Origin of the sequence: Gracilibacillus lacisalsi DSM 19029 (genome assembly GCF_000377765.1) — a bacterium.
GTDB classification, from domain to species: domain Bacteria; phylum Bacillota; class Bacilli; order Bacillales; family Amphibacillaceae; genus Gracilibacillus; species Gracilibacillus lacisalsi.
Window position 1 is genome coordinate 491257 of sequence record NZ_KB898662.1, and the last position, 22000, is coordinate 513256.

General features: G+C 39.9%; 25 protein-coding genes. All 25 read right to left on the reverse strand.

The genetic code is table 11. The annotated features are described in order from the left end of the window. Window positions 1-5: 5 nt before the first annotated feature. The 25 genes from atpA to rho all read right to left on the reverse strand — a co-directional run bounded on the left by atpA (window position 6) and on the right by rho (window position 21209). A complete protein-coding gene (atpA, locus tag D569_RS0102280) occupies window positions 6-1514 on the reverse strand; it encodes a F0F1 ATP synthase subunit alpha (RefSeq protein WP_018930778.1) in 1509 nt (502 codons plus the stop codon). A 21-nt stretch (window positions 1515-1535) separates the two neighbouring features. Continuing rightward, the gene (locus D569_RS0102285) at window positions 1536-2078 is read right to left on the reverse strand and encodes a F0F1 ATP synthase subunit delta (protein WP_018930779.1); all 543 of its coding nucleotides are present in this window, start codon (window positions 2076-2078) and stop codon (window positions 1536-1538) included. Next, window positions 2075-2602, reverse strand: a complete 528-nt coding sequence (atpF, locus tag D569_RS0102290; RefSeq protein ID WP_018930780.1) for a F0F1 ATP synthase subunit B — start codon at window positions 2600-2602, stop codon at window positions 2075-2077. Before atpF ends, D569_RS0102285 begins: the two co-directional genes overlap by 4 nt. Before the next feature lie 167 nt (window positions 2603-2769). After that, complete coding sequence (atpE, locus tag D569_RS0102295) at window positions 2770-2976, reverse strand: F0F1 ATP synthase subunit C (protein WP_018930781.1); 207 nt, start codon at window positions 2974-2976, stop codon at window positions 2770-2772. A gap of 48 nt (window positions 2977-3024) precedes the next feature. Further along, a complete protein-coding gene (atpB, locus tag D569_RS0102300) occupies window positions 3025-3747 on the reverse strand; it encodes a F0F1 ATP synthase subunit A (protein ID WP_026287191.1) in 723 nt (240 codons plus the stop codon). Window positions 3748-3752: 5 nt separating this feature from the next. Then, on the reverse strand, window positions 3753-4139 hold the full coding sequence (locus tag D569_RS0102305; RefSeq protein ID WP_018930783.1) for an ATP synthase subunit I: 387 nt from the start codon (window positions 4137-4139) through the stop codon (window positions 3753-3755). Between the two features lie 2 nt (window positions 4140-4141). Next, window positions 4142-4363 carry an AtpZ/AtpI family protein gene (locus D569_RS0102310; RefSeq protein WP_018930784.1) on the reverse strand — a complete coding sequence of 74 codons (222 nt, stop codon included), beginning with the start codon at window positions 4361-4363 and terminating at the stop codon, window positions 4142-4144. A gap of 356 nt (window positions 4364-4719) precedes the next feature. Next, the gene (locus D569_RS0102315) at window positions 4720-6807 is read right to left on the reverse strand and encodes a S8 family serine peptidase (protein WP_018930785.1); all 2088 of its coding nucleotides are present in this window, start codon (window positions 6805-6807) and stop codon (window positions 4720-4722) included. A gap of 317 nt (window positions 6808-7124) precedes the next feature. After that, entirely contained in the window at window positions 7125-7754 is a 630-nt protein-coding gene (upp, locus tag D569_RS0102320) for a uracil phosphoribosyltransferase (protein ID WP_018930786.1), read from the reverse strand. A gap of 287 nt (window positions 7755-8041) precedes the next feature. Continuing rightward, entirely contained in the window at window positions 8042-9277 is a 1236-nt protein-coding gene (locus tag D569_RS0102325; protein WP_018930787.1) for a serine hydroxymethyltransferase, read from the reverse strand. A 174-nt stretch (window positions 9278-9451) separates the two neighbouring features. After that, entirely contained in the window at window positions 9452-9997 is a 546-nt protein-coding gene (locus tag D569_RS0102330; RefSeq protein WP_018930788.1) for a TIGR01440 family protein, read from the reverse strand. A 19-nt stretch (window positions 9998-10016) separates the two neighbouring features. Then, window positions 10017-10457 carry a ribose 5-phosphate isomerase B gene (gene rpiB / locus D569_RS0102335; RefSeq protein ID WP_018930789.1) on the reverse strand — a complete coding sequence of 147 codons (441 nt, stop codon included), beginning with the start codon at window positions 10455-10457 and terminating at the stop codon, window positions 10017-10019. A gap of 35 nt (window positions 10458-10492) precedes the next feature. Then, entirely contained in the window at window positions 10493-11794 is a 1302-nt protein-coding gene (locus D569_RS0102340) for a methyl-accepting chemotaxis protein (protein ID WP_018930790.1), read from the reverse strand. Between the two features lie 28 nt (window positions 11795-11822). Then, window positions 11823-12383 carry a low molecular weight protein arginine phosphatase gene (locus tag D569_RS0102345; protein ID WP_018930791.1) on the reverse strand — a complete coding sequence of 187 codons (561 nt, stop codon included), beginning with the start codon at window positions 12381-12383 and terminating at the stop codon, window positions 11823-11825. A 37-nt stretch (window positions 12384-12420) separates the two neighbouring features. Continuing rightward, window positions 12421-12822, reverse strand: a complete 402-nt coding sequence (locus D569_RS0102350; protein ID WP_018930792.1) for a hypothetical protein — start codon at window positions 12820-12822, stop codon at window positions 12421-12423. 39 nt (window positions 12823-12861) lie between these two features. Beyond that, window positions 12862-13410 carry a manganese efflux pump MntP gene (locus D569_RS0102355; protein WP_018930793.1) on the reverse strand — a complete coding sequence of 183 codons (549 nt, stop codon included), beginning with the start codon at window positions 13408-13410 and terminating at the stop codon, window positions 12862-12864. An 86-nt stretch (window positions 13411-13496) separates the two neighbouring features. Next, the gene (locus D569_RS0102360; protein WP_018930794.1) at window positions 13497-14516 is read right to left on the reverse strand and encodes an L-threonylcarbamoyladenylate synthase; all 1020 of its coding nucleotides are present in this window, start codon (window positions 14514-14516) and stop codon (window positions 13497-13499) included. A gap of 199 nt (window positions 14517-14715) precedes the next feature. Then, window positions 14716-15150: a hypothetical protein gene (locus D569_RS0102365; RefSeq protein WP_018930795.1), complete on the reverse strand. Its 435-nt coding sequence runs from the start codon at window positions 15148-15150 to the stop codon at window positions 14716-14718. A 60-nt stretch (window positions 15151-15210) separates the two neighbouring features. Next, window positions 15211-15804 (reverse strand): stage II sporulation protein R, encoded by a 594-nt coding sequence (spoIIR, locus tag D569_RS0102370; RefSeq protein WP_018930796.1) that lies wholly within the window; start codon window positions 15802-15804, stop codon window positions 15211-15213. A 115-nt stretch (window positions 15805-15919) separates the two neighbouring features. Next, window positions 15920-16660 (reverse strand): type I methionyl aminopeptidase, encoded by a 741-nt coding sequence (gene map, locus D569_RS0102375; protein WP_018930797.1) that lies wholly within the window; start codon window positions 16658-16660, stop codon window positions 15920-15922. Window positions 16661-16742: 82 nt separating this feature from the next. Further along, window positions 16743-17597 (reverse strand): peptide chain release factor N(5)-glutamine methyltransferase, encoded by an 855-nt coding sequence (prmC, locus tag D569_RS0102380; RefSeq protein WP_156822869.1) that lies wholly within the window; start codon window positions 17595-17597, stop codon window positions 16743-16745. A 1-nt stretch (window position 17598) separates the two neighbouring features. Then, a complete protein-coding gene (gene prfA, locus D569_RS0102385) occupies window positions 17599-18669 on the reverse strand; it encodes a peptide chain release factor 1 (protein ID WP_018930799.1) in 1071 nt (356 codons plus the stop codon). Between the two features lie 70 nt (window positions 18670-18739). Continuing rightward, entirely contained in the window at window positions 18740-19351 is a 612-nt protein-coding gene (locus D569_RS0102390) for a thymidine kinase (RefSeq protein WP_018930800.1), read from the reverse strand. 191 nt (window positions 19352-19542) lie between these two features. After that, window positions 19543-19788, reverse strand: a complete 246-nt coding sequence (locus tag D569_RS0102395; RefSeq protein WP_018930801.1) for a type B 50S ribosomal protein L31 — start codon at window positions 19786-19788, stop codon at window positions 19543-19545. Between the two features lie 134 nt (window positions 19789-19922). After that, window positions 19923-21209 (reverse strand): transcription termination factor Rho, encoded by a 1287-nt coding sequence (gene rho, locus D569_RS0102400; protein WP_018930802.1) that lies wholly within the window; start codon window positions 21207-21209, stop codon window positions 19923-19925. Window positions 21210-22000 lie beyond the last annotated feature (791 nt).

Sequence of the window (22000 nt, forward strand, 5' to 3'; positions counted from 1 at the left end):
CTCTATTACTCAGAAACGACAAATGTTTTCTTGAATTCTTCTACTGCACCGCTCATGTCAGCATCATCTGCTAGAGTACCTGTTTCTTTAATGGTAGTAAGCAATTCTGGTTTGTTGCTGTCCAACCATGTTAAGAACTCATCTTCAAAACGAGTAATATCTTCAACAGGAATGTCATCTAGGAAACCTTTTGTTAATGCATAGATGATCATAACTTGTTTTTCTACTACTAACGGCTTGTGAAGACCTTGCTTCAGTACTTCTACTGTACGAGCACCACGGTTTAATTTTGCTTGTGTTGCCTTATCTAAGTCAGATCCGAACTGTGCGAATGATTCTAGCTCACGGAATGAAGCTAGGTCTAGACGCAATGTACCAGCAACCTTCTTCATCGCTTTAATCTGTGCAGAACCACCTACACGAGATACCGATAGACCTGCGTTGATCGCTGGACGTACACCAGAGAAGAAGAGGTCAGACTGTAAGAAAATTTGTCCGTCTGTAATTGAAATAACGTTCGTTGGAATGTAAGCGGAAATGTCCCCTGCTTGTGTCTCAACGAATGGAAGTGCTGTTAAAGAACCTCCACCTTTGTCGTCATTTAATTTTGCTGCACGCTCTAATAGACGAGAGTGTAAGTAGAATACATCCCCAGGGAATGCCTCACGTCCTGGCGGGCGGCGTAATAATAGGGAAAGCTCACGGTATGCGTTCGCTTGTTTTGTTAAATCATCGTAAACAACTAGAACGTGTTTACCGTTATACATGAACTCTTCACCCATAGATACCCCTGCATATGGTGCTAGGTATTGAAGTGGTGCAGGCTCACTTGCGCCGGCAGATACAACGATTGTGTAGTCAAGAGCTCCGTGTTTACGAAGTACTTCTACTGTTCCACGTACAGTAGAATCTTTTTGACCGATTGCTACATAGATACAGATCATATCTTCATTTTTTTGATTCAAGATTGTATCGATTGCTACCGTTGTTTTACCTGTTTGACGGTCCCCGATGATTAACTCACGTTGACCACGACCGATTGGTACTAGTGCATCAATCGCTTTGATACCAGTTTGCAATGGCTCATCAACTGATTTACGGTCCATTACTCCAGGTGCTGGAGATTCAATTGGGCGTGCTTTTGAAGTTTCAATAGGACCTTTCCCATCAACTGGTTGTCCTAATGGATTAACGACACGACCAATAAGTTCCTCCCCTACTGGCACTTCCATAATACGACCTGTACGACGAACTTCGTCACCTTCACGAATTTCCGTATAAGGCCCAAGGATTACGATCCCGACATTTGATTCTTCTAAGTTTTGTGCCATACCCATGACACCATTTGAAAATTCGACAAGCTCACCAGACATGACGTTATCAAGACCATGTGCACGTGCGATACCGTCACCGATTTCGATAACCGTACCAACATCACTTACTTCGATGTCTGAGTCATAGCTTTCAATTTGCTGCTTAATCAGCGCACTGATTTCTTCAGCTTTAATGCTCATGCCATTTCACCCCTATCGTCCTTAATTTGCTCTTCTTATTTGTCGTTCGAGACGATCCAATTTACCTTTGACAGAGCCGTCATATACTGTGTTGCCGACTTTAATCTTGACACCACCAATAACGGATGGATCGACATGGTTATTTATCTTCAACGTCTTTACATTTAGTTTCTTCGTGAACACATTTTCGATTTCTTCTTTTTCTGACTCTGATAATGCCCGAACCGAATAGACCGTTGCCTCCTTCACACCTTTTGCCTGATTAGCAAAAGTGATAAAGTGATCGACAATATCTGGAACAATTGATTCGTTATGGCGATCTACAAGTAACGAAAGTGTATGTAGTACATCCTTCGAAAAGCCTGCGAACGCTTCGTTAAGTAGCTGCTTTTTGTTTTCTGCTTCTACTTTTGGATGTTGTAAAAATTGAAGAAATGCTTGATTCGTTTGAAAAACTTCCTTGACTGTTGCGAGTTCCGTTTCCAGGAAATCAATGGTTTCCTTTTCAGCACCGATTTGAAAAAGAGCTTCTGCGTAACGCTTTGCTACATTCGTTTTACTCATTGCTCTTCTCCTACCTCTTTAATGTACTCACTGATCAACTGTTCTTGATCCTCTGCATTAATTTCTTTCTCGATCACTTTAGTAGCAATCTGTACAGATAATGTTGCCACTTGTGCCTGAAGTGCTTCAACTGCTTTTTCTTTCTCGCGTGCGATATCTTCTTCTGCAGACTTCTTAATACGAGCTGCTGCTTCGTTTGCTGCTTCAATAATCGCTCGCTCTTGCTCAGTTCCAGCTTTTTTCGCATCTTCAATAATTTGTTGTGCTTCTTGACGCGTCGCTTTTAATTGTTCGTTTGCTTCACGCGCGGCTTTTTCTGCTTCGGCACGGTTCTTTTCAGCTGTATCAATTTCATTGGCAATATGGTTTTCACGTTCTTCCATTTTGTTCATTAATGGACCCCACGCGAACTTCTTCAATAATGCAAGTAAAATTAAAAAGCTGACAATGGCAAACGCCATATCTCCACCTTGTAAACCGCCTATTGAAGCTTGAATGACGAGCCCACCTGCTAAAAGTTGCACAGTGTTCACTCCTTCCCACGATTAGTCATCTATTTCGTTCTAACATTACATTCTTTTTCATAGCTAATGTCGCCTTATTTCATTGGGCGCTCTTCGCTTTTCTTGTTACAAAGGAATGGCGAAGGTTGTCTTAGACGAACTTCGCCATTCTATCAGATTAAGTATAATTACATTACCATGAAGGCAATAACTACGGCGAAAATTGGAATCGCCTCTACTAACGCTACCCCGATAAACATTGTTGTTTGAAGTGCACCTCTTAATTCTGGTTGACGTGCAATCCCCTCTACTGTACGACTTACGATCATACCGTTACCTAAACCAGCACCAAGTGCCGCTAAACCAATTGCAATTGCAGCTGCTAAAGCTCCCATTGTTTGTTTCCTCCTTTAAAATGTATAGATAATTAAGATTGTTTTATTTTAATGGTCTGAACTCACTTTATGAGACATATAAACCATTGTTAACATAGTGAAAATAAATGCTTGAATAGCACCAATGAATAAACTAAAACCTTGCCATGCCATCATCGGAATGATGGATATAAGCGTGAATGGTAAGGCCGCCATGGCCATTTTGGTAATAAGTGATAATAAAATTTCCCCAGCAAAGATATTACCGAAGAGACGTAGACCTAGTGTTAAGGTGTTTGTAAACTCCTCAATAATTTTGAAAGGTAACAAAAACGGTACAGGGCGGACATAGTCTTTCATATATTCGCCGAAGCCTTTCGTTTTCACCCCGTAATAATGGGTTAAGATAATGACCAACGCTGATAATGATAATGTGAGCGTTGCATCAGAAGTAGGTGATTTCCACCATAGTGTATGACCCCATACCCCCATAGTAATTACACCAAGGATGTTACTAATAAAAATGTACACTAGTAGAGTTAAACCTAGTGGTAAGAATACTTTCCCTGTTTTCCAATCCATCGTATCCCCGATAATGCCTTTGACAAAATCGACAATCCACTCCATAAAGTTCTGGAAACCGGTTGGCTTCATCTGAAGATTTCTTGCTGCCAATGTACAAATAATAAATACGATAACAGAAGAAATAAACGTCATTAAAGTAGTGGACAGGTTAAAATCTAACCATGGAATGCCAAACAGATCATGAAACAGCGGTGATTCGTGATCCAATTCCTTCACCTCACTTCCTTTTGCTCGTCTGTATTTCTGAATAATGCAAAATCTATCATAATAACAACATAAGTTGTCATTAATCCCAAAATAACGGCCATCAAATGGAAATATTCTTCAAAGCGCATTGCGATGATAACCGCTAATGCTGCCGTGGCTAAGCGGGTAAATGTACCAATTCCTGCTGGTCGACCACCATGTGAGACAGCTTGTCCGAATCGGTCGATCTTCCGCTGCATAACCCACAAATTATAAAAGCTTAATGCTGTTCCCAGGAGGAGTCCGAGGAATATTCTTGTGAAAGGTGTAAACCCCCAGCCAAGAACAAAAAGTGCAAGAAGGTAGAACATCCATTTACGTTGACGGGTTATCATATTTTTGTATTGATCCATGGTTATTCGTCTCCCGTTTTATCTCGTACGTAATGAATGGTTCCATAAAAACCGGCTCCCAGACCCAAAAAAAGTCCGATCACTAAAAAAAGTGGTGATGTGGATAAATACTTGTCTATACTTCTGCCGATAAACAAGCCAACTAATGGTGCGCCAACGAGTTGTGATAAAATAGCACTATATACCGCCAGACCATGGTAAGGGCTTCTTTTTGGTGGTGACATTCTTTCACTCCTATGATACAAACGTATTACTTATGTATAAAGGAAGAAAATCTCACATATACATATGTTATTTTCTTCTGCAGTGATTTTCGTCACACCTCTGTAACCCTTATCATCCACACTAAATTAGCATACAATAGGGACCCCCTATTGTCAATCGATTTAACAGACAAAAACCAAAAATAAACGGACAAGTTTCCACACCTTTCGGCAGATCCCTTTCACTGCTAGTCACCAAGTACAATAAGTCCTTTTTTGAAAATATTGTGAAAATTCCTTCGAGTTTCGAAATAACTGATTTTATGCGGATTAAAGGGACTTTTATCCAGTCCCCTTGACCGCTTACATAAGAAAAATTATCCTGCTCCCCCTTCCCAAATTGTCTGATATTGGTAGGTTTGATTTTCGTTGGTTTCGATCGTTATATTTGCGATATATTGGGTTTGCAGTTGTTCTTGTTGTTCCACTTCTCCTTCAATCACACCGGGTTTTAAATCTGTACGTTCAACTAGGGTAGTAACATATGCGAATGTTTTTGCATCATACAGATCGATCGTCAACTTTTCCGCCTCTTCCACCAAATACAATTGATAATGATAACTATCTTCCAGCGGTGTTATCGTTAACTCCAAGCCCATTGCTTTAGGTATATCGTGTGCTTCTGTCAGGAACATATACGGAATGGGGGTTTCATTTACATATAGGTAACCTTGTTTAATACCTTCCGCCATTTGTCCTGGTCTAATCGTCGCTTTTACTTCTACAGTTCTCTTTTCTCCTGGCTTTAAAGTAAAGCTTTTCGGCAACCGAAAACGAATGTCGGTATCTTGCTCTGGTAATTCAAACGCATATTGCTTTTCATAATCTGAGATATTTTCCACGGTTAGCGTACTTACTTTTTGTTCACTGTTGTCCGTTATTTTGCCAAATTGCAGCAGGGATTGATCGACTAACGTATCTGTTTCCAGGGCTGCTTTTGGATCAATTTTGCCTGCCCCTTGTTCTGTAGGTTGGAAGTTTTGGAACGGATCGGCTGTCGTAAGTATCGCTGCTTTCAGTTGTGCTGGTGTCCAATCTGGATGGGCTTCTTTCAGCAATGCCATTACCCCTGCCACATGTGGTGCCGCCATACTTGTTCCACTTAATGCCTGATACCCTCCTGGCACTGTACTTAGAATACCGGCACCTGGAGCAACGATTTCTGGCTTTATCGCCCAATTAACAGTAACAGGGCCTCGTGAGCTAAAATCGGTAACAGTATCCTGTATCTCCTGATATTCTATGCTTAAATAGCCTGAATTGTCTTTTAGCCATTTGCCGTCTTCCTGACTAATTGCTGCGACTGGTATCGAAATATTCGGATCTACTGCACCTTCAAAGACCCCTTCTTCTTCATTATTGGCTATCAGCAAGGCTGCTGCTCCTTTTTCCTCTGCTTCTATAGCTAATTGGGCAAAAGGGATTTCCCCTCGATCCATGATCAAAATCGTATCATGTGTAATCTTTTCCTCTTGATTCGTTACTTCGAGGTCACGTGGAAAATCCCAATTAGGGGAGCCTTGCATTGGTATTATTTCAATTTTTTTGTCATGAAATCGATCGTACAAAAAAGGGCGCTTTAACTTAGGCGTTGATGCCCCGACGGAAATAACCTGATTCGCTGTTGCAGGTGAGCCGACCGTCCATAAATCAGGACCTGTATTACCATTAGCAATGACGACTGTGACCCCTTGCTCTGCAGCACGGTTTACCGCTACACTTGTCGGCCAATCGGGACCATTAATTGAATTACCTAAAGATAGGTTGATTATGTCCATTCCATCTTTGACTGCCCTTTCGATTGCCGCCATCACCTGTACCGATGTCCCAGTTCCACCTGGTCCAAGTGCTCGGTAGCCATATAGCTCCGCATCTGGTGCAACACCTTTCATCTGTCCATTCGCACCAATTATTCCAGAGACATGGGTACCATGCAGTGTGGGCATACCTTGCTCAGGGGTTGTTTCCATTGGGTCATCATCAAAATCAACCAGATCATAGCCACCTCGATAATTGGCCTGCAAGTCGGGATGTGTATAGTCTATTCCGGTATCTACAATTCCTATCTTGACACCTTTCCCAGTATAGGGGAGTGGCTCAGGTATTAAAAAAGGGACACTCTCATTGATGTTAGTCTCTGTTATTTGTGTTTGATATTCTTGAACCGAATAGGTTTGCTGAAAGTTTGTGCGCCTTTTAATTCTTTCGAGGTTACGCTGGTCCGTTTTGATTGCAACGCCATTGAAGATCGTATCGTAGACAGCAAGGATTTCTACATGGGGATGATATGTTTCTATTTGTTCAGCAAACTCATGTGGATTACCTTCCACTTCGATAATAAAGGAGGATTCATTTGAATCTATAGCTGCTGCGGTAAATAAGAGAAAAGATAAGATAAATGACACATGTAGCACTCCTTTTTGATGGATAGGAGTTAGTGTTTACGATTGGGAGGAAAGATATGTATAACGAGGAGCAAGATATTTTGACTTTGCGGACATTTGATGAGTTATTTTCAGATTTTAGCCTACTTTAAATGACTTATCGGACATCTATTCCGTTATTTAAAGAAATTCAGGCTAAACTGCATACTTTTTGTTGGAATAACGGAACAGATGTCCGCCGCTCCCCAACAAAACACTATTTTTACTAAAATAACGGAATGAATGTCCGCCCAACTAGAAAATAGCATACAAATCAATGCATGCTATTTCTTAAAACATTATTTTGTTCCGAACAAGCGGTCTCCTGCATCACCAAGGCCTGGGATAATATATCCTTTTTCATTCAACTTCTCATCAAGCGCTCCAAGGTAAATATCAACATCAGGGTGTTCTTTTTGAATGACTTCAACACCTTCTGGAGCTGCGAGTAAGCACATTAACTTAATGTTCGTTCCTCCACGTTTTTTCAAGGAATGAATGGCATCATTAGCAGATCCACCAGTTGCTAACATTGGATCTACGACGATTAATTCACGCTCTTCGATATCAGATGGGAGTTTAATATAGTATTCGACAGGTTTTAATGTTTCTGGATCACGATAAAGGCCAACATGTCCAACTTTAGCAGCAGGAATAAGGGATAGCATTCCATCCACCATACCTAAACCCGCTCTTAAAATAGGAATAATCCCCATTTTCTTACCGCTTAATACTTTGGTTGTAGCAGTAGTGACAGGCGTTTCAATAGTTTTCTCCTCCAGTGGGAGATCTCTCGTAATTTCAAAAGCCATTAATGTCGAAACTTCATCTACTAAAGCACGGAATTCCTTCGTCCCTGTATTTTTATCTCGTATGTACGTCAATTTGTGCTGAATTAACGGATGATCTAATACAAACACATTACTCATGAGGAAAACTCTCCTTTTTTCAAATTATTATCCCAAAAATCCACAATATTCATCCTTAAAATTGTACAGAAAAACAAACAAGCATGCAAGCATAACTGAGAAAAGCTTGAGAACATAGAAAGGGGTTATTCCTTTTTTAGTTATATCGGGCACTTTTTATATTTTATCGGGCACTTTTCCTTGGATATCGGGCACTTTTTGCCATTTATCGGGCGCTTTTTCTCGGATATCGGGCACTTTCACATAAAACGAAAAAAAGCCAGACTTAATAGTCTAGCTTTTTAGTATTATTGATATAATGGGAACTTTGCAGTCAAGGCTGATACGCGTTCGCGAGCTTCTTTTAGAGTTGCTTCGTCTTCCGGATTCTTCAACGTTAGCGCAATAATTTTTGCGACTTCTTCCATTTCCTCTTCTCCAAAGCCACGGGATGTTACTGCTGCTGTACCAACACGGACACCACTAGTTACAAATGGGCTTTCAGGGTCGAAAGGAATCGTGTTTTTATTTGTTGTGATACCTACTTCATCTAATGCTGCTTCTGCAACTTTACCAGTTAAGTTTAGACCGCGAACATCTAATAATAGCAGGTGGTTGTCAGTTCCGCCTGATACGGTGCGGATACCTTCTGATTCTAGCACTTCACCGAATTTCTTCGCATTTTTAATAATGTTTTGACCGTACTCTTTAAAGGAAGGTTGCAATGCTTCTTTGAAGGCTACTGCTTTTGCCGCGATTACGTGCATTAACGGACCACCTTGCATACCAGGGAATACCGTTTTATCAATTTTCTTAGCAAATTCTTCTTTACATAACACCATACCACCACGTGGACCGCGTAATGTTTTGTGCGTTGTTGTCGTTACGAAATGTGCGTGTGGTACTGGATCTGGATGTAAACCTGTTGCCACAAGTCCTGCGATGTGTGCCATGTCTACCATTAAATATGCTCCTACTTCGTCGGCAATTTCACTGAACTTCGCGAAATCAATTTGGCGAGGATAGGCACTTGCGCCGGCAACGATTAATTTCGGCTGTACTTCTTTTGCTTTTGCCAATACATCCTCATAATCAATTTGTTCGGATTCTTGATTCACCCCATAATCAACAAAATTGAACAGTTTACCACTAAAGTTAACTGGACTTCCGTGTGTTAAGTGTCCACCGTGACTTAAGTTCATACCGAGTACTGTGTCACCTGGCTCTAAAATAGTAAAATAAACCGCCATGTTTGCCTGTGCACCAGAGTGTGGCTGAACATTAACATGCTCTGCACCGAACAATTCTTTGGCACGATCGCGGGCTAAATCCTCTGCGACATCGACATGCTCACATCCACCATAGTAACGGCGGCCAGGGTATCCTTCTGCATACTTATTGGTTAATACCGAACCTTGTGCTTCCATTACTGCTTCTGAGACAAAGTTTTCTGAAGCAATCAATTCAATCTTATCGTTCTGGCGTTTTCTTTCATCTTCCATCGCTTGGAAAATTTCTGCATCAAAATTTTTTACGTGATCCATTTTTGCTCCCCCTAATAATTTTTGGTAGGTGTTTCGCATTATTCGTTATTTACATAATCTTATACTAAAATAACATCATTTTTCAAATAATTCTATACTTTTTCACGAATAAAAACAAGAAAATATGCACCCTTTATTCGTAAAAATAAAAAAGGTGCATATTTAGCTCGCTTATTATCCAGGATAAACTGCTCTTGGGCCACCAATTAATTTTGGTCTTGTTCGTGCATTCGTTGTTCTGGCATGACCTACGTAACGCTTCTCCATTCGAAGCGGGATTGCTACAGGTTTCAGTTGCATGCCAATCATCGTTTCGCCAATATCGATGCCAGCATCTGCTTGTATGGACTCGACTACCACCGCATCTTCTAAATGATCATATGCATATGCCGCCATCGAACCACCAGCTTTTCGTACTGGTCTTACGGACACTTGGTCAAGCTTACGTTCGCGCATGATTTTCTTTTCTAAGACGATTGCTCGGTTTAGGTGTTCACAGCATTGGAAACATAACTGAACACCTGTTTTTTCCTTTAAGCGAGTTAGTTCTCGAAAAATCATTGCTGCTACTTCCTCACTACCTGCTGTACCTATACGTTCCCCAGCGACTTCACTTGTCGAACAACCGACGACAAAAAGGTCACCTTCGGAAAGAAGCTCGAGTGAAATCCATTCATCCACAATTGCTTTGAGATCTAATCCCCATTGATCGAGTTTCATGGAATTTCCCCTCATTTCATTACTTATTCTCGTAATCTGATACTTTTCCAATTCGATTAGCGTGACGACCGCCTTGGAACTCTGTACCTAGCCATTCTTTGACAATTTCTCTTGCCAGGCCAGCCCCAATGACACGTTCTCCCATTGTGATCATGTTCGAATCGTTATGCTCTCGAGTTGCTTTGGCACTAAAAACGTCATGTACGAGTGCAGCACGAATGCCTTTTACTTTATTCGCTGCGATCGACATTCCGATTCCTGTCCCACAAATCAAAATACCACGATCAAATTCTCCACTTGCTACACGTTCAGCTGCCGGAATTCCGTAATCAGGGTAATCAACAGAATCTGCACAATTGCAGCCTATATCTTCATATTCAATATTTAATTCTTCTAATAGAGATGCAATTTCTTTAGATAAATGAATCCCGCCGTGATCAGATGCTAAAATGACTTTCATCGCATTTATTGCTCCTTTTTTTATAAAAGTGTTGTTTAGCTTAGCTTAAATTGCTCGATCTTTATTTTCAAGTTTTGTGCTTGTTGATCGAGTGAGATCGCCAACTCCTCTAAATTTTCGGCAAAACTTGCCTGCTCCTCAACAGTAGCTTGCATTTCTTGGGCACCAGCAGACGTTTCTTCCGCAATCGCAGCAACATTTTGAGACTTCGCTTGTGTCGCTTCGATTTCTTGTAACTGATTGTCTACGAGCTGTGATATTTCTCTGATAGCGGATGCTACCTGGTGGACCGAATCTGACATGTTATCGATAACTTGGTTCGTTTCTTCGCCTTTTTTCACTTCTCCACGTGTTTCATCAACCTGTGTCCGCATATTGCCTACTACCAATTCGACATCTTTTTGCATATCCTGAATCAAGTTAGAAATGGTTTGCACCGCGTCTGAACTTTGATCCGCTAATTTCCTCACTTCTTCAGCAACAACTGCAAACCCTTTTCCTTCTTCCCCTGCTCGAGATGCCTCAATCGATGCATTCAATGCCAAAAGGTTCGTTTGTTCACTAATGTCACCTACTAGCGAGATAACATTTTCGACTTCTTTCGCCTTTTGGGATAATCGATTTACGTCATGAAGTGCATGATCCTGATTATCTGCCAGCTGTCCAATACCGGAAACTAGTTGACTGATAACCTCTTTGGATTCATTTAACTGCTCAACCATTTCATTAGATTTATGCTGTGAATCTTCTGCCTTTTGATCTACTTGGGTTGCTAGACGTGTGGAATTTTCCACTGCTTCTGCTGTTTGCTGAATCGCATCAGAAGTTTCTTCGGCACCAGTCGAAATTTGACCTATCGTATCCTCTAAAACATCTGTCTGTTGTTTAGTTTTAGATGCCGCATCTTTCATTTTATGTACAGATTGGGATGTTTCTGACGCATGTTGTTCAATTTCCGTTAAAACTGTTTTTAAATGGTGGACCATTTTTTGAAACGCGATCGTTAATTCACTGATTTCATCGCCATTCGTTTTCGGTTGTTCAATCTCGACATTTAAATCTCCGTCTGCCACTTTTGCCGCGACATTTTTCAGTTTGTTAAGTGAGCGCGTAATAAATCCAGCTGCAAAGAACGCTAAAATCCCCGACCAGATAATCCCAAGTGTTAATGTCCCTAATACATACCATACCTCTGGGATATCAATAATCTCTCCTATTATATCTTTTAAAACATAAATAAATAACGCACTAGTAGAGTATGTAATGAGAGCTAATAAAGTTGTAAATATTACCAATCTTATTCTGAGACTTACCCCTTTTTTTGTTTTCCCTTCCATTTGACGTCCTCCTCAAAAACATGACTTTTTATCTATCTTTATTGTCTATCTTTTTGACTAATAGTTCAAGATAATTGTCCAATTCTTCATAAGTTTTTTGATAAGTCATGTAATTTCCGCCAAACGGATCGATTATATCAACGTTTTGAACTTGCTTTTCCAACTGATTAATTTGATCTAGTAAAGTTGAATTAATTTCGCTTCCTGTTAATTTTGCTTCCTCTAATTGCGCATAGGCTTCTTTTAGCTCATTCCAATTATTTTCATAGTTTGGATCAGCATACTCTTTTAAGGTAAAGATTTTCCCTGCATCTGCTGGATAGCTTTGTTTCAACATATCTCGGTGATTCTGCGTCATGGTAAGAACTAAATCAGCCCATTTTATCAAATCTTCTGTAACAGGTTGAGACTTATGGTCAGATGAGATCCCTTCCTGCTTCAATACCTCGCTTGTCCCTTCTGAAGCCGGCATCCCTTCACCTGCAAAGAGTCCGGCTGATTGAACGTTATGCTCTGTTTTATGTTGTAATATCGCTTGAGCCATCGGACTGCGACAAGTATTGCCTGTACAAACGAACAAAATATTCATGTATTGCTTGCCTCCATTATTGATACTACTCATTATTTTAGCGCCAGCGTAATTTAAATAATTTCCAAGGAGCTAGTGATGTTCTTCCTGGGATATCTCCTTCTCTTCCGGGGATACCTGCCCTTTTCCTTGGAAGAGACGACTTTTTCCTCGGAACAGCTTTTTCCTTCCGGGGATATTTCCTTCTCTTCCGGGGATATCTGCCCTTTTCCTTGGAAGAGACGACTTTTTCCCCGGAGCAGCTTTTCCCTTCCGAGGATATCTCCTTCTCTTCCGGGGATATCTGCCTTTTTCCTTGGAAGAGACGACTTTTTCCCCGGAGCAGCTTTTCCCTTCCGAGGATATCTCCTTCTCTTCCGGGGATATCTATCTTTTTCCTTGGAAGAGACGACTTTTTCCTCGGAGCAGCTTCTCTCTTCCGAGGATATTCTTTTCCCATCCTTGAAAAATCATAATCTCCTTTTATTATATCATATTATTAGAATAATACGTGCAGTCCAAAAGCAAAGAGAATAGCCCCCCCCACCAGTTCACTGTAAGTACCTAATAAATGATGCGTTCTTCTACCTATTAGTAATGCACACCAAGTTAATACTGTACTGAAAAGACCGAACATGATAATTGCAAACACTGTTGCCACTCCAGAAAGGCCAAGTGATAATCCAATTGAAAAGCTGTCCAAACTTACACTAAAGGCAAACATGATTAAGCCAAAGCCAACCGGTGCTAATATTTGTGTATCTTTTTGCCAAAAGGTTTGAAACATCATTTGGAATCCAATTGCACATAATAATAACCCTGCAGCTAGAATGGCAATTCCTTCTATTTTATTGGAAAGTATCGAACCTAACAACAAACCAATAAAAGGCATAATCATATGAAAAATACCGACCACAAGACCAATCAAAAATATTCTTTTCAGACGGATTTCTTGCATCCCCACCCCTAATCCGACTGAAAAGGCATCCATTCCCAAAGCAAATGCCATGCATATAATGGATATCACTTCCATGATTGATGTTACCATTCAAAAAAAGCCCCCCTTCGCACTAAAACAAAACAAGTGAGACATGCCCCAGTCCCCTTGTCCCATTCTTATGCGTGGGGGGATCATTATATGTTTTCGTTTTGTGTGTACCAGTGAGTGGCAGCTTTCGTCAGTCGATTCATGATAGCATCACCAATACCTTCTTGCGAGTAGGTTTCAGCTAAGATAATGTCTACGTCCGTGTCATTAAAATACCTTAATCCGTAGTACAGGTTGGCGGCTACTTGAGATAAGTCATCTCGACTGCCACAGTTATAACGGATAGTTGCTTGGAGCTGATCAACTAATGGCTTACTGGCGATGATCCCAACTTTTTTTCCTTCTTGTTGAAACTTATTAATATGCTTTTGGAAAAAGCGTTGATCGCCATCTATTAATACGAGCGGAGCGTCTGGCTCATAATGAGTATATTTCATCCCCGGTGATTTTGGCTGATTTTCTTTTAGAGAGCCTGTTAATTCCACTTGGCCAGCAACTTGCTCTATCTGCTGTTTAGTCACACCGCCAGGCCTTAAAATGACTGGTATATCACCTGTTGCATCGACAACAGTTGATTCTAAACCTACGCCTGTCGCACCACCATCAATAATTCCGGCAATTCTTCCGTATAAATCCTGGTAAACATGCTCAGCTGTCGTAGGACTCGGTTTCCCCGAAAGATTCGCACTTGGTGCAGCAAGTGGCAGGTTAGCCTCTTGAATTAGCGCCCTACCGATTGGATGGTCAGGAATCCTAATTCCCACTGTGTCCAATCCAGCTGTAACCGTATCTGCGACAGTTCCATTACTTTGTAAGATGATCGTAAAAGGGCCCGGCATAAAATGTTCGATTAACTGTTGGGCCATTGTGGATATCTCTGTAACATAATGTTGGATTTGACTTGGATCATGAACATGGACAATTAAAGGGTTATCAGATGGACGGCCTTTGGCTTTAAAAATCTTTGAGACCGCAACTTCACTCGTTGCATCCGCTCCTAATCCGTAAACTGTTTCAGTGGGAAATGCCACCACTTCTTGCTCATTTAATAATTGAGCGGCTTTTATTAATGACTGTTTGCTTGCATCCCATTTTTCTGTTTTCATGTTATCCCTCGATCTAGATAGATTCTATCCACTATTATGAAGTTATCAAAAAAATTGTGCAAGCACCTTTTGTTATCCACATCATTTTCCACAACAATTCTAAAAAATGTGCACAAATCAGCCATTTATACACATTTTTATAAACAGAGTATATTTATAAATGATAACTTCTTTCAGTTATACACAAGGTTTTACACATTTACATAGAATCTTGTGCATAACCGATGTTTTTATCCACATCTTCTAGGTTAGTTATCCACCACGATGCTTGTAATGATTCTTCTAAAACTTGATCTGTCAGGTTATATCCTAATTGTGTTAATAACTGCTCGAGAACAGCTGTTTTGCTGTGGATAATTAAGGACCTAGCCCCAAAACTTTGCGTTAACTTCTCTGCTGTTTGAATGATCGATACCGGTAGTAGAACAGGTGCATTTCTTTTCATGATTAAACTCCGTAACCAATACGTATGGCGATCAACTGGAATAAGGGAGAAAAAGGCTGCCGGTTCTTCTTGTTTATAAATAAAATATCCATATTGCTTCATCTCCATTTCATTGAATTGCGGCACCTTTTCATCGAAAAAAGCTTCAAATTCCTTTTGATCCAACTCCTTCGTCGGTATTAATTGCATCCTCTCACCTCTATCATTTCGTCTTTACTATTAATCTATGACAAAATGATAGATTTATGATTAATTAAACCATTTTAAGAAGAAAAAAGTGTATTCTACTTCCTCTTCTTCCTTTTCTTCTTCCTCTTGTTCTTCTGTTTCTTGATCCTCTTGATCAGCTTCGGCAGCCTCCACAGTTGTACCAAATGAAAAATCTAAAAAACATAATGGTGGAAAAACGACACACCACCAATTGGATCCTTCTGCTTCTCCTAAGGTGATCAGAATTGCTTCGTATTCACCGGCTGGGTAGAGATAATGATCATATAGTTTCGTCGGAAATTTAACATCTTTACGATATTCCACCGTATACGTTTCATCTGCTACGGTATCTTTCACGATTTGATCGATATCATCAATACGAGAGGAAATCAGTTGTCTCGCTTCGTCAATATCATCCATTTCTTCTACCCATTCTGTCACTTCTTCATTTACCGCATCCCTAACAGCGTGTTTTAGCTCCTGATCTTTCTCAGCATCGCTGTTTGCTAAAATCCTTAAACGGATAGCCTCATCAGGAATAACTTGATAGGATTGTTCATTACTCGTTACCTTTTGTGGAAAAAAACCTATAATTAAAAACATAAGTACACTAAATAAAATAAGCTTTCGCATTTTTTAATCCCCCTGTCATTAGCGTTTGCTAGTCACAGTGTGGACAACATCGAAAGCTTTTAAACTTTTAATCTATTAATTTTTCGATAAGGAGACTTTTATGGCATTAGCGCTATTACAATGTCGTAATAATCGGTCCTTCCTTCGTAAGAATAATCGTATGTTCGTATTGAGCAACAGAACTTTCGTCGGTTAGGAAGGTCCATCCATCTTCGGATTGGTAAACTTCTTCTTCCAATGTCGAAATAAAAGGTTCAAAGGCAATGACCATACCATCTTTTAAAATTTCGTCATCCCAGCGCGAGTAGTAATTGAAAATATGATCTGGTGCTTCATGAATGGAGCGCCCAACACCGTGTCCAGTAAGATTTTTGATGACGGTTAATCCGTGTTGTTTTGCTACATTGTGTACAGTTTTTCCGATCGCGCTTTTTTTCGAACCTGGTTTTGCTTTCTTTAGACCAGCGTCGAATGCTTCTTTAGCGACGTCACATATTTTTTGCAAATGATCCGCTCCATCCCCAACTACAAAAGAAATCCCGGTATCTGCGAAATAACCGTTTTTTGAACCTGAAACATCAATATTCACAAGGTCCCCTTCTTGAATGGTCCGATCTCCAGGAATCCCATGCGCTACTTCTTCATTGATGCTAATACACGTATATCCAGGGAAATCGTATTCTCCTTTTGGTGCAGATTGAGCTCCTGCTTTTTCAAACATCTCTCCGGCAATTTCGTCGAGTTCTTTTGTAGTCATTCCAGGTTTAGTGCAATCGACTAATTCATCTCGAATCGCTCCACAAATTCTACCAATTTCTTTTAATCCATTAAAATCCGCTTCAGTCTTTGCAATCATCGTATACCCTCACTTTTTCACGTAATTTTATGCATTTCGTTTTATCAACGAAACGGCTTTTTCTTTAGCAAGTTGTTCCTGCTTACAACATCGCTCGTACCATTCGGTCTTTGCCATTGATGTCTTGGAAGATGGTCACTTCACTATTAGGAAATTGCTGCTTAATCAGTTGGATAACTGCTTCAGCTTGTTGATGGCCAATTTCAAAAAAGATCATGCCTTGTTTATTTAATACTCGACCTGCTTGGTGGATAATTTGTTGATAAGCGGCTAAGCCATTTTGATCTGCAAACAACGCCAGCTCGGGATCAAAATTTTTCACAGTATCTGATAGGCTTTCCGCTTCTTCATAAGCGATATACGGTGGATTGGAGACGATAATGTCTACTTTTTTTCCTTGGTCGATCAATGGTTCTAAAAAGCTACCATGATAGAAATCAACCTTTGCACCATATTTTGCTGCATTTCTTTTTGCTACTTGTAATGCATCGTCAGAAAGATCTGTTGCTAGCATATCTATCTGCCTATTTTCCCATTCTTTTGCTAACGTGACAGCGATTACGCCACTGCCTGTTCCGATATCCACACAAGTAATATTGGTTTTATCCACAGCTTCTATTACCTGTTGAACAAGTTCTTCTGTTTCCGGTCTTGGGATGAGCACATGTTTATTAACATGAAACATACGACCATAAAATGCTTCGACACCTGTTAAATGTTGGACAGGGATTTTGGTTTCGGTATGTTGTTCGACCTTTTGCTGAAAATCGGCTAACTTATCTTCAGCAATCGAATCGCGTAAATGAATGATCAGGTCGGTTTTTGACCAATCCATTATGTGTAAAAGTAGAATTTCTGCCACTTTCGGTTCACAGTTATGTTTTTGTAAAAAAGAAGAAGCCCATTCCAGGGCCCCATGTACAGTTGATATTTGCATGTTATTCACCGATTTCTTCCATTTTCTTCGCTTGTTCTTCGATGATAAGTGCATCAATTACTTCTTCCAGCTTCCCTTCTAAGATTTGATCAAGCTTTTGAATGGTCAGACCGATACGGTGGTCTGTTACACGATTCTGTGGGAAGTTATATGTTCTAATCCGCTCTGAACGATCGCCAGAACCGACAGCAGATTTACGTGTTTGATCATATTCTGCTTGTGCTTCCTGTTGGAATTTATCATATATACGAGCACGTAAAACTTTCATCGCTTTTTCTTTATTTTTGATTTGTGATTTTTCGTCTTGAATCGATACAACTATTCCTGTTGGTTCGTGCGTTAAACGGACTGCAGACATCGTGGTATTTACCGATTGCCCACCAGGACCACTAGACGCAAAGGTATCAACGCGGATATCTTTTTCATGAATATCCACTTCCACTTCTTCTGCTTCCGGCATAACGACTACGGTTGCTGTTGAAGTGTGAATACGGCCACCTGATTCGGTTTCCGGTACACGTTGTACACGGTGGGCACCATTTTCAAACTTTAATTTCGAATAGGCGCCAGTTCCATTGATCATAAAGACAACTTCTTTAAATCCACCAACACCAGTCGTATTAGAGTCCATTATATCAATTTTCCAGCCTTGTGATTCCGCATAACGGGAATACATTCTGAATAAATCTCCGGCAAAAAGGGCTGCTTCATCCCCTCCGGCTGCACCGCGGACCTCCATGATAACGTTTTTGTCATCGTTAGGATCTTTCGGTAGTAATAAAATTTTCAGACGTTCTTCCAACTCTTCTTTTTGCTCAGAAAGCTCCGCAACTTCCATCTTTGCCATTTCACGCATTTCATCATCAAGATCGTCATCTAACATCTCTTTAGCATCATCTAGTTGTGTAGAGATATCTTTATATTCACGATAAGCTGAAATCACATCTTGAAGATCTGATTGTTCTTTCGAATACTCTCTTAATTTTTTCGAATCATTAATGACTTCAGGGTCACTTAATAATTCATTCAATTTATCATAACGTGCTTCTAACGATTCTAAGCGATCTAACACGTTCTTCACCTCTTTCTCCGATTAGCAAAACTTCACTATGATACAGTATATTACAAAATAACGAAGACCGTCAAAATCTACTATGTGCTTTTAATTTACTTTTCGGATGATTTGGAACGTCGTGATGATGTCTGCAACGCGGTTCATATGCTTCTTTAGCACCAACTAAAATAACAGGATCATCATAGGAAGCAGGACTGCCATTGATTAAACGTTGGGTTCTGCTTGCGGGTGAACCACAGACAGGGCATACTGCATTTAATTTGGTAACAAATTCACTGATCGCCAAAAGCTGTGGCATCGGTCCAAATGGTTCACCGCGGAAATCTGTATCTAATCCTGCAAGTACAACACGATGACCTCTATCAGCTAGTTCTGACACGATATGAATAATATCATCATCGAAAAATTGTACTTCATCGATTCCGATTAGATCGATATCATCAGTGATGTCTTCTAATATGTCAATTGCTCGTTTGACAGGTTTTGCTACTACCTCTGATCCATTATGGGAAACGACACAATCATCTTTATAACGATTGTCAATTAGTGGTTTATATACAGCAACAGAAAGGTTACCGTACGTTGCGCGTCGTACTCTGCGAATTAATTCTTCTGATTTGCCTGAAAACATGCTTCCGCATATTAGTTCAATCCAACCGGCATGCTTCATAATGTGCATGATAATGTTGCCCCTTCCAGCATTATTGTTTCTCTATATTTAAACATTTTACCATGTTTTTCGTATGAATATGTAGCTGATTACATTGTCCAGCCTCTAAACATCAAATAAAAAACAGGCAAATTTTGGTGCATTTGCCTGTTTCAAGGATTTGTATCCTATTATATCGTCGTACAGTGAAAAAATACCAATTAGCTAAGGTTGTATTTTTTCTTGAATCGGTCAACACGACCGCCGACTTTATCAGCTTTTTGCTTACCAGTATAGAACGGGTGAGAAGCTGAACTGATTTCTACACGGATTAATGGGTAAGTATTGCCATCTTCCCATTCAATTGTCTCTTCAGATGTTGTAGTAGATCCGCCTAGAAATTTGTAGTCAGAGCTTGTATCAAGAAATACAACTTTGTGGTATTCTGGATGAATATCTTTTTTCATGTCTGTCCACTCCTTTTGCCCTGAATCCTGAGGAAACAGAGTTAGATTCATGCTTGCTTGAGCATTTTTGTCATACAGAAAAATTATAACAACCTAAAGCACTGTTTGCAAGAGAATTTTAATATTTGCGTGAATTAACTAGATTTCTTCGTTCCTTTACGCTTCATTTCTTCTTCTAATACCGTTAAAAATTCCTCGTTGCTCTTTGTCGAGCGTAATTTACGTAAGAAACGTTCTAAGAAATCTGGGGAATCCTGCATACTTTTGCGAATTGCCCACATTTTTTCGAGATGATTTTTCGATACAAGTAGCTCTTCTTTTCTAGTACTAGATCGTAAAATATCAATTGCAGGGAAGATACGACGTTGTGCTAAATTACGATCTAAGTGTAGTTCCATATTGCCTGTACCTTTGAATTCTTCATAGATTACATCGTCCATACGTGAACCTGTCTCTACTAGGGCTGTTGCTAAAATCGTGAAGCTTCCACCATCCTCAATATTTCTTGCGGCACCGAAGAAGCGTTTTGGTCTATGGAAAGCAGCAGGGTCAATACCACCGGATAACGTTCTTCCACTTGGCGGGATCACAAGGTTATAAGCACGGGCAAGACGTGTAATACTATCCATAAGAACGACGACATCTTTTTTGTGCTCAACAAGTCGCATCGCACGTTCTAACACTAGTTCAGCTACTTTAATATGATTTTCCGGCACTTCGTCAAACGTGGAGCTGACTACATCGACATTTTCATCAACAGAACGCTCTATATCAGTTACTTCTTCGGGACGTTCGTCCACTAAAAGTATGATGAGTTTCGTGTTCGGATGATTTTTGGTAATACTGTTTGCGATTTGCTTAAGAAGCATCGTTTTACCTGCTTTAGGTGGAGCAACAATTAAACCACGTTGTCCGTAACCTACAGGTGTTAATAAATCCATGATTCTAGTTGAAATCAACTTTGTATCCGTTTCTAAATTCATTAAGCGATCTGGATATAGCGGTGTTAAAGCTGGGAAATGAACACGTTCCTTCGCTGCTTCCGGATCTTCACCATTTACGGCATCCACATGTAATAGTCCGTAATATCGTTCATTTTCTTTTGGCGGACGTACTTTACCAGATACTTTGTCACCATTTCGTAAGTCAAAACGACGAATTTGAGATGCCGAAATATAAATATCTTCTGCACTAGGTGAATAATTGATTGGACGGAGGAAGCCGAAGCCTTCTGTCGGGATGATTTCTAAAATACCATCCATAAATAAATAGCCGCTTTTTTCCGCTTGTGCTTTTAATATCGCAAATATTAGTTCTTTTTTTGTTAATTTTGCGTAATAAGATACTTTGAATTCTTTTGCTTTAGCATATAGTTCTTTTAATGTCATCTGTTCTAGTTCTGAAATTGTTACTTCACTCACAAAATCACCACACCTATTTTTTTATTATATATTCCATCTTCATGTAATTTTCGAGATTAACAGTTTGTAGATTTTAAACGTGGGGAACCTAATCAATCTGACAAATTGATCTATCGTTTGTTTATACATTTGTTTTATCTGTCAATGGTCAATCAATATATGGAAACTCAATGGGAGCACCGAGATCGCTTGAAATCTCAAGAAGAGTATGAGATGGAAGCACCTTCATCCAACCCGTATGTCGGATGATATTGGAAGAACTCAATTACTTGGAATAAATGAGTCAATGATATTCTTTCTATATAGTACATGGTTACAACTATATATTCAACTAATTTTTATGAAAAAGTGATTTTTTTGTAAAATTAATATGAATTTTTAAAGAATGGTTAGGTAAAACTTTATTTTATCCACTTTGACTAAACCGTCATGAATTGTTGATATATACTGCGAAGTAATGTGGTAATTAGATGTGCGGTCCACCTAAGAGATAATTTTGAAATATATCATGATGATAACTACCACTCCGGCTGCCCACTTCCCTCGTATGATATAGGCAACCTTAATTTTAAGGTATCCCCATGAAATTGTATAATGGGGGTAATCAGATGGAGGTATCGTTACTTCCCTTGAAGCTTAGTCTTCGTCGGAAAGTCTGATGCCTCCTTCTTTATAGAATGATTCGTATCAGCTGGATGACACAGACGTTGTCGAATATCGAACGAGGATGGATAGCTATAAAGATGCGGAGGATTCCTCTTTTCTGATTAATCTATCACACGGGTGGTGTT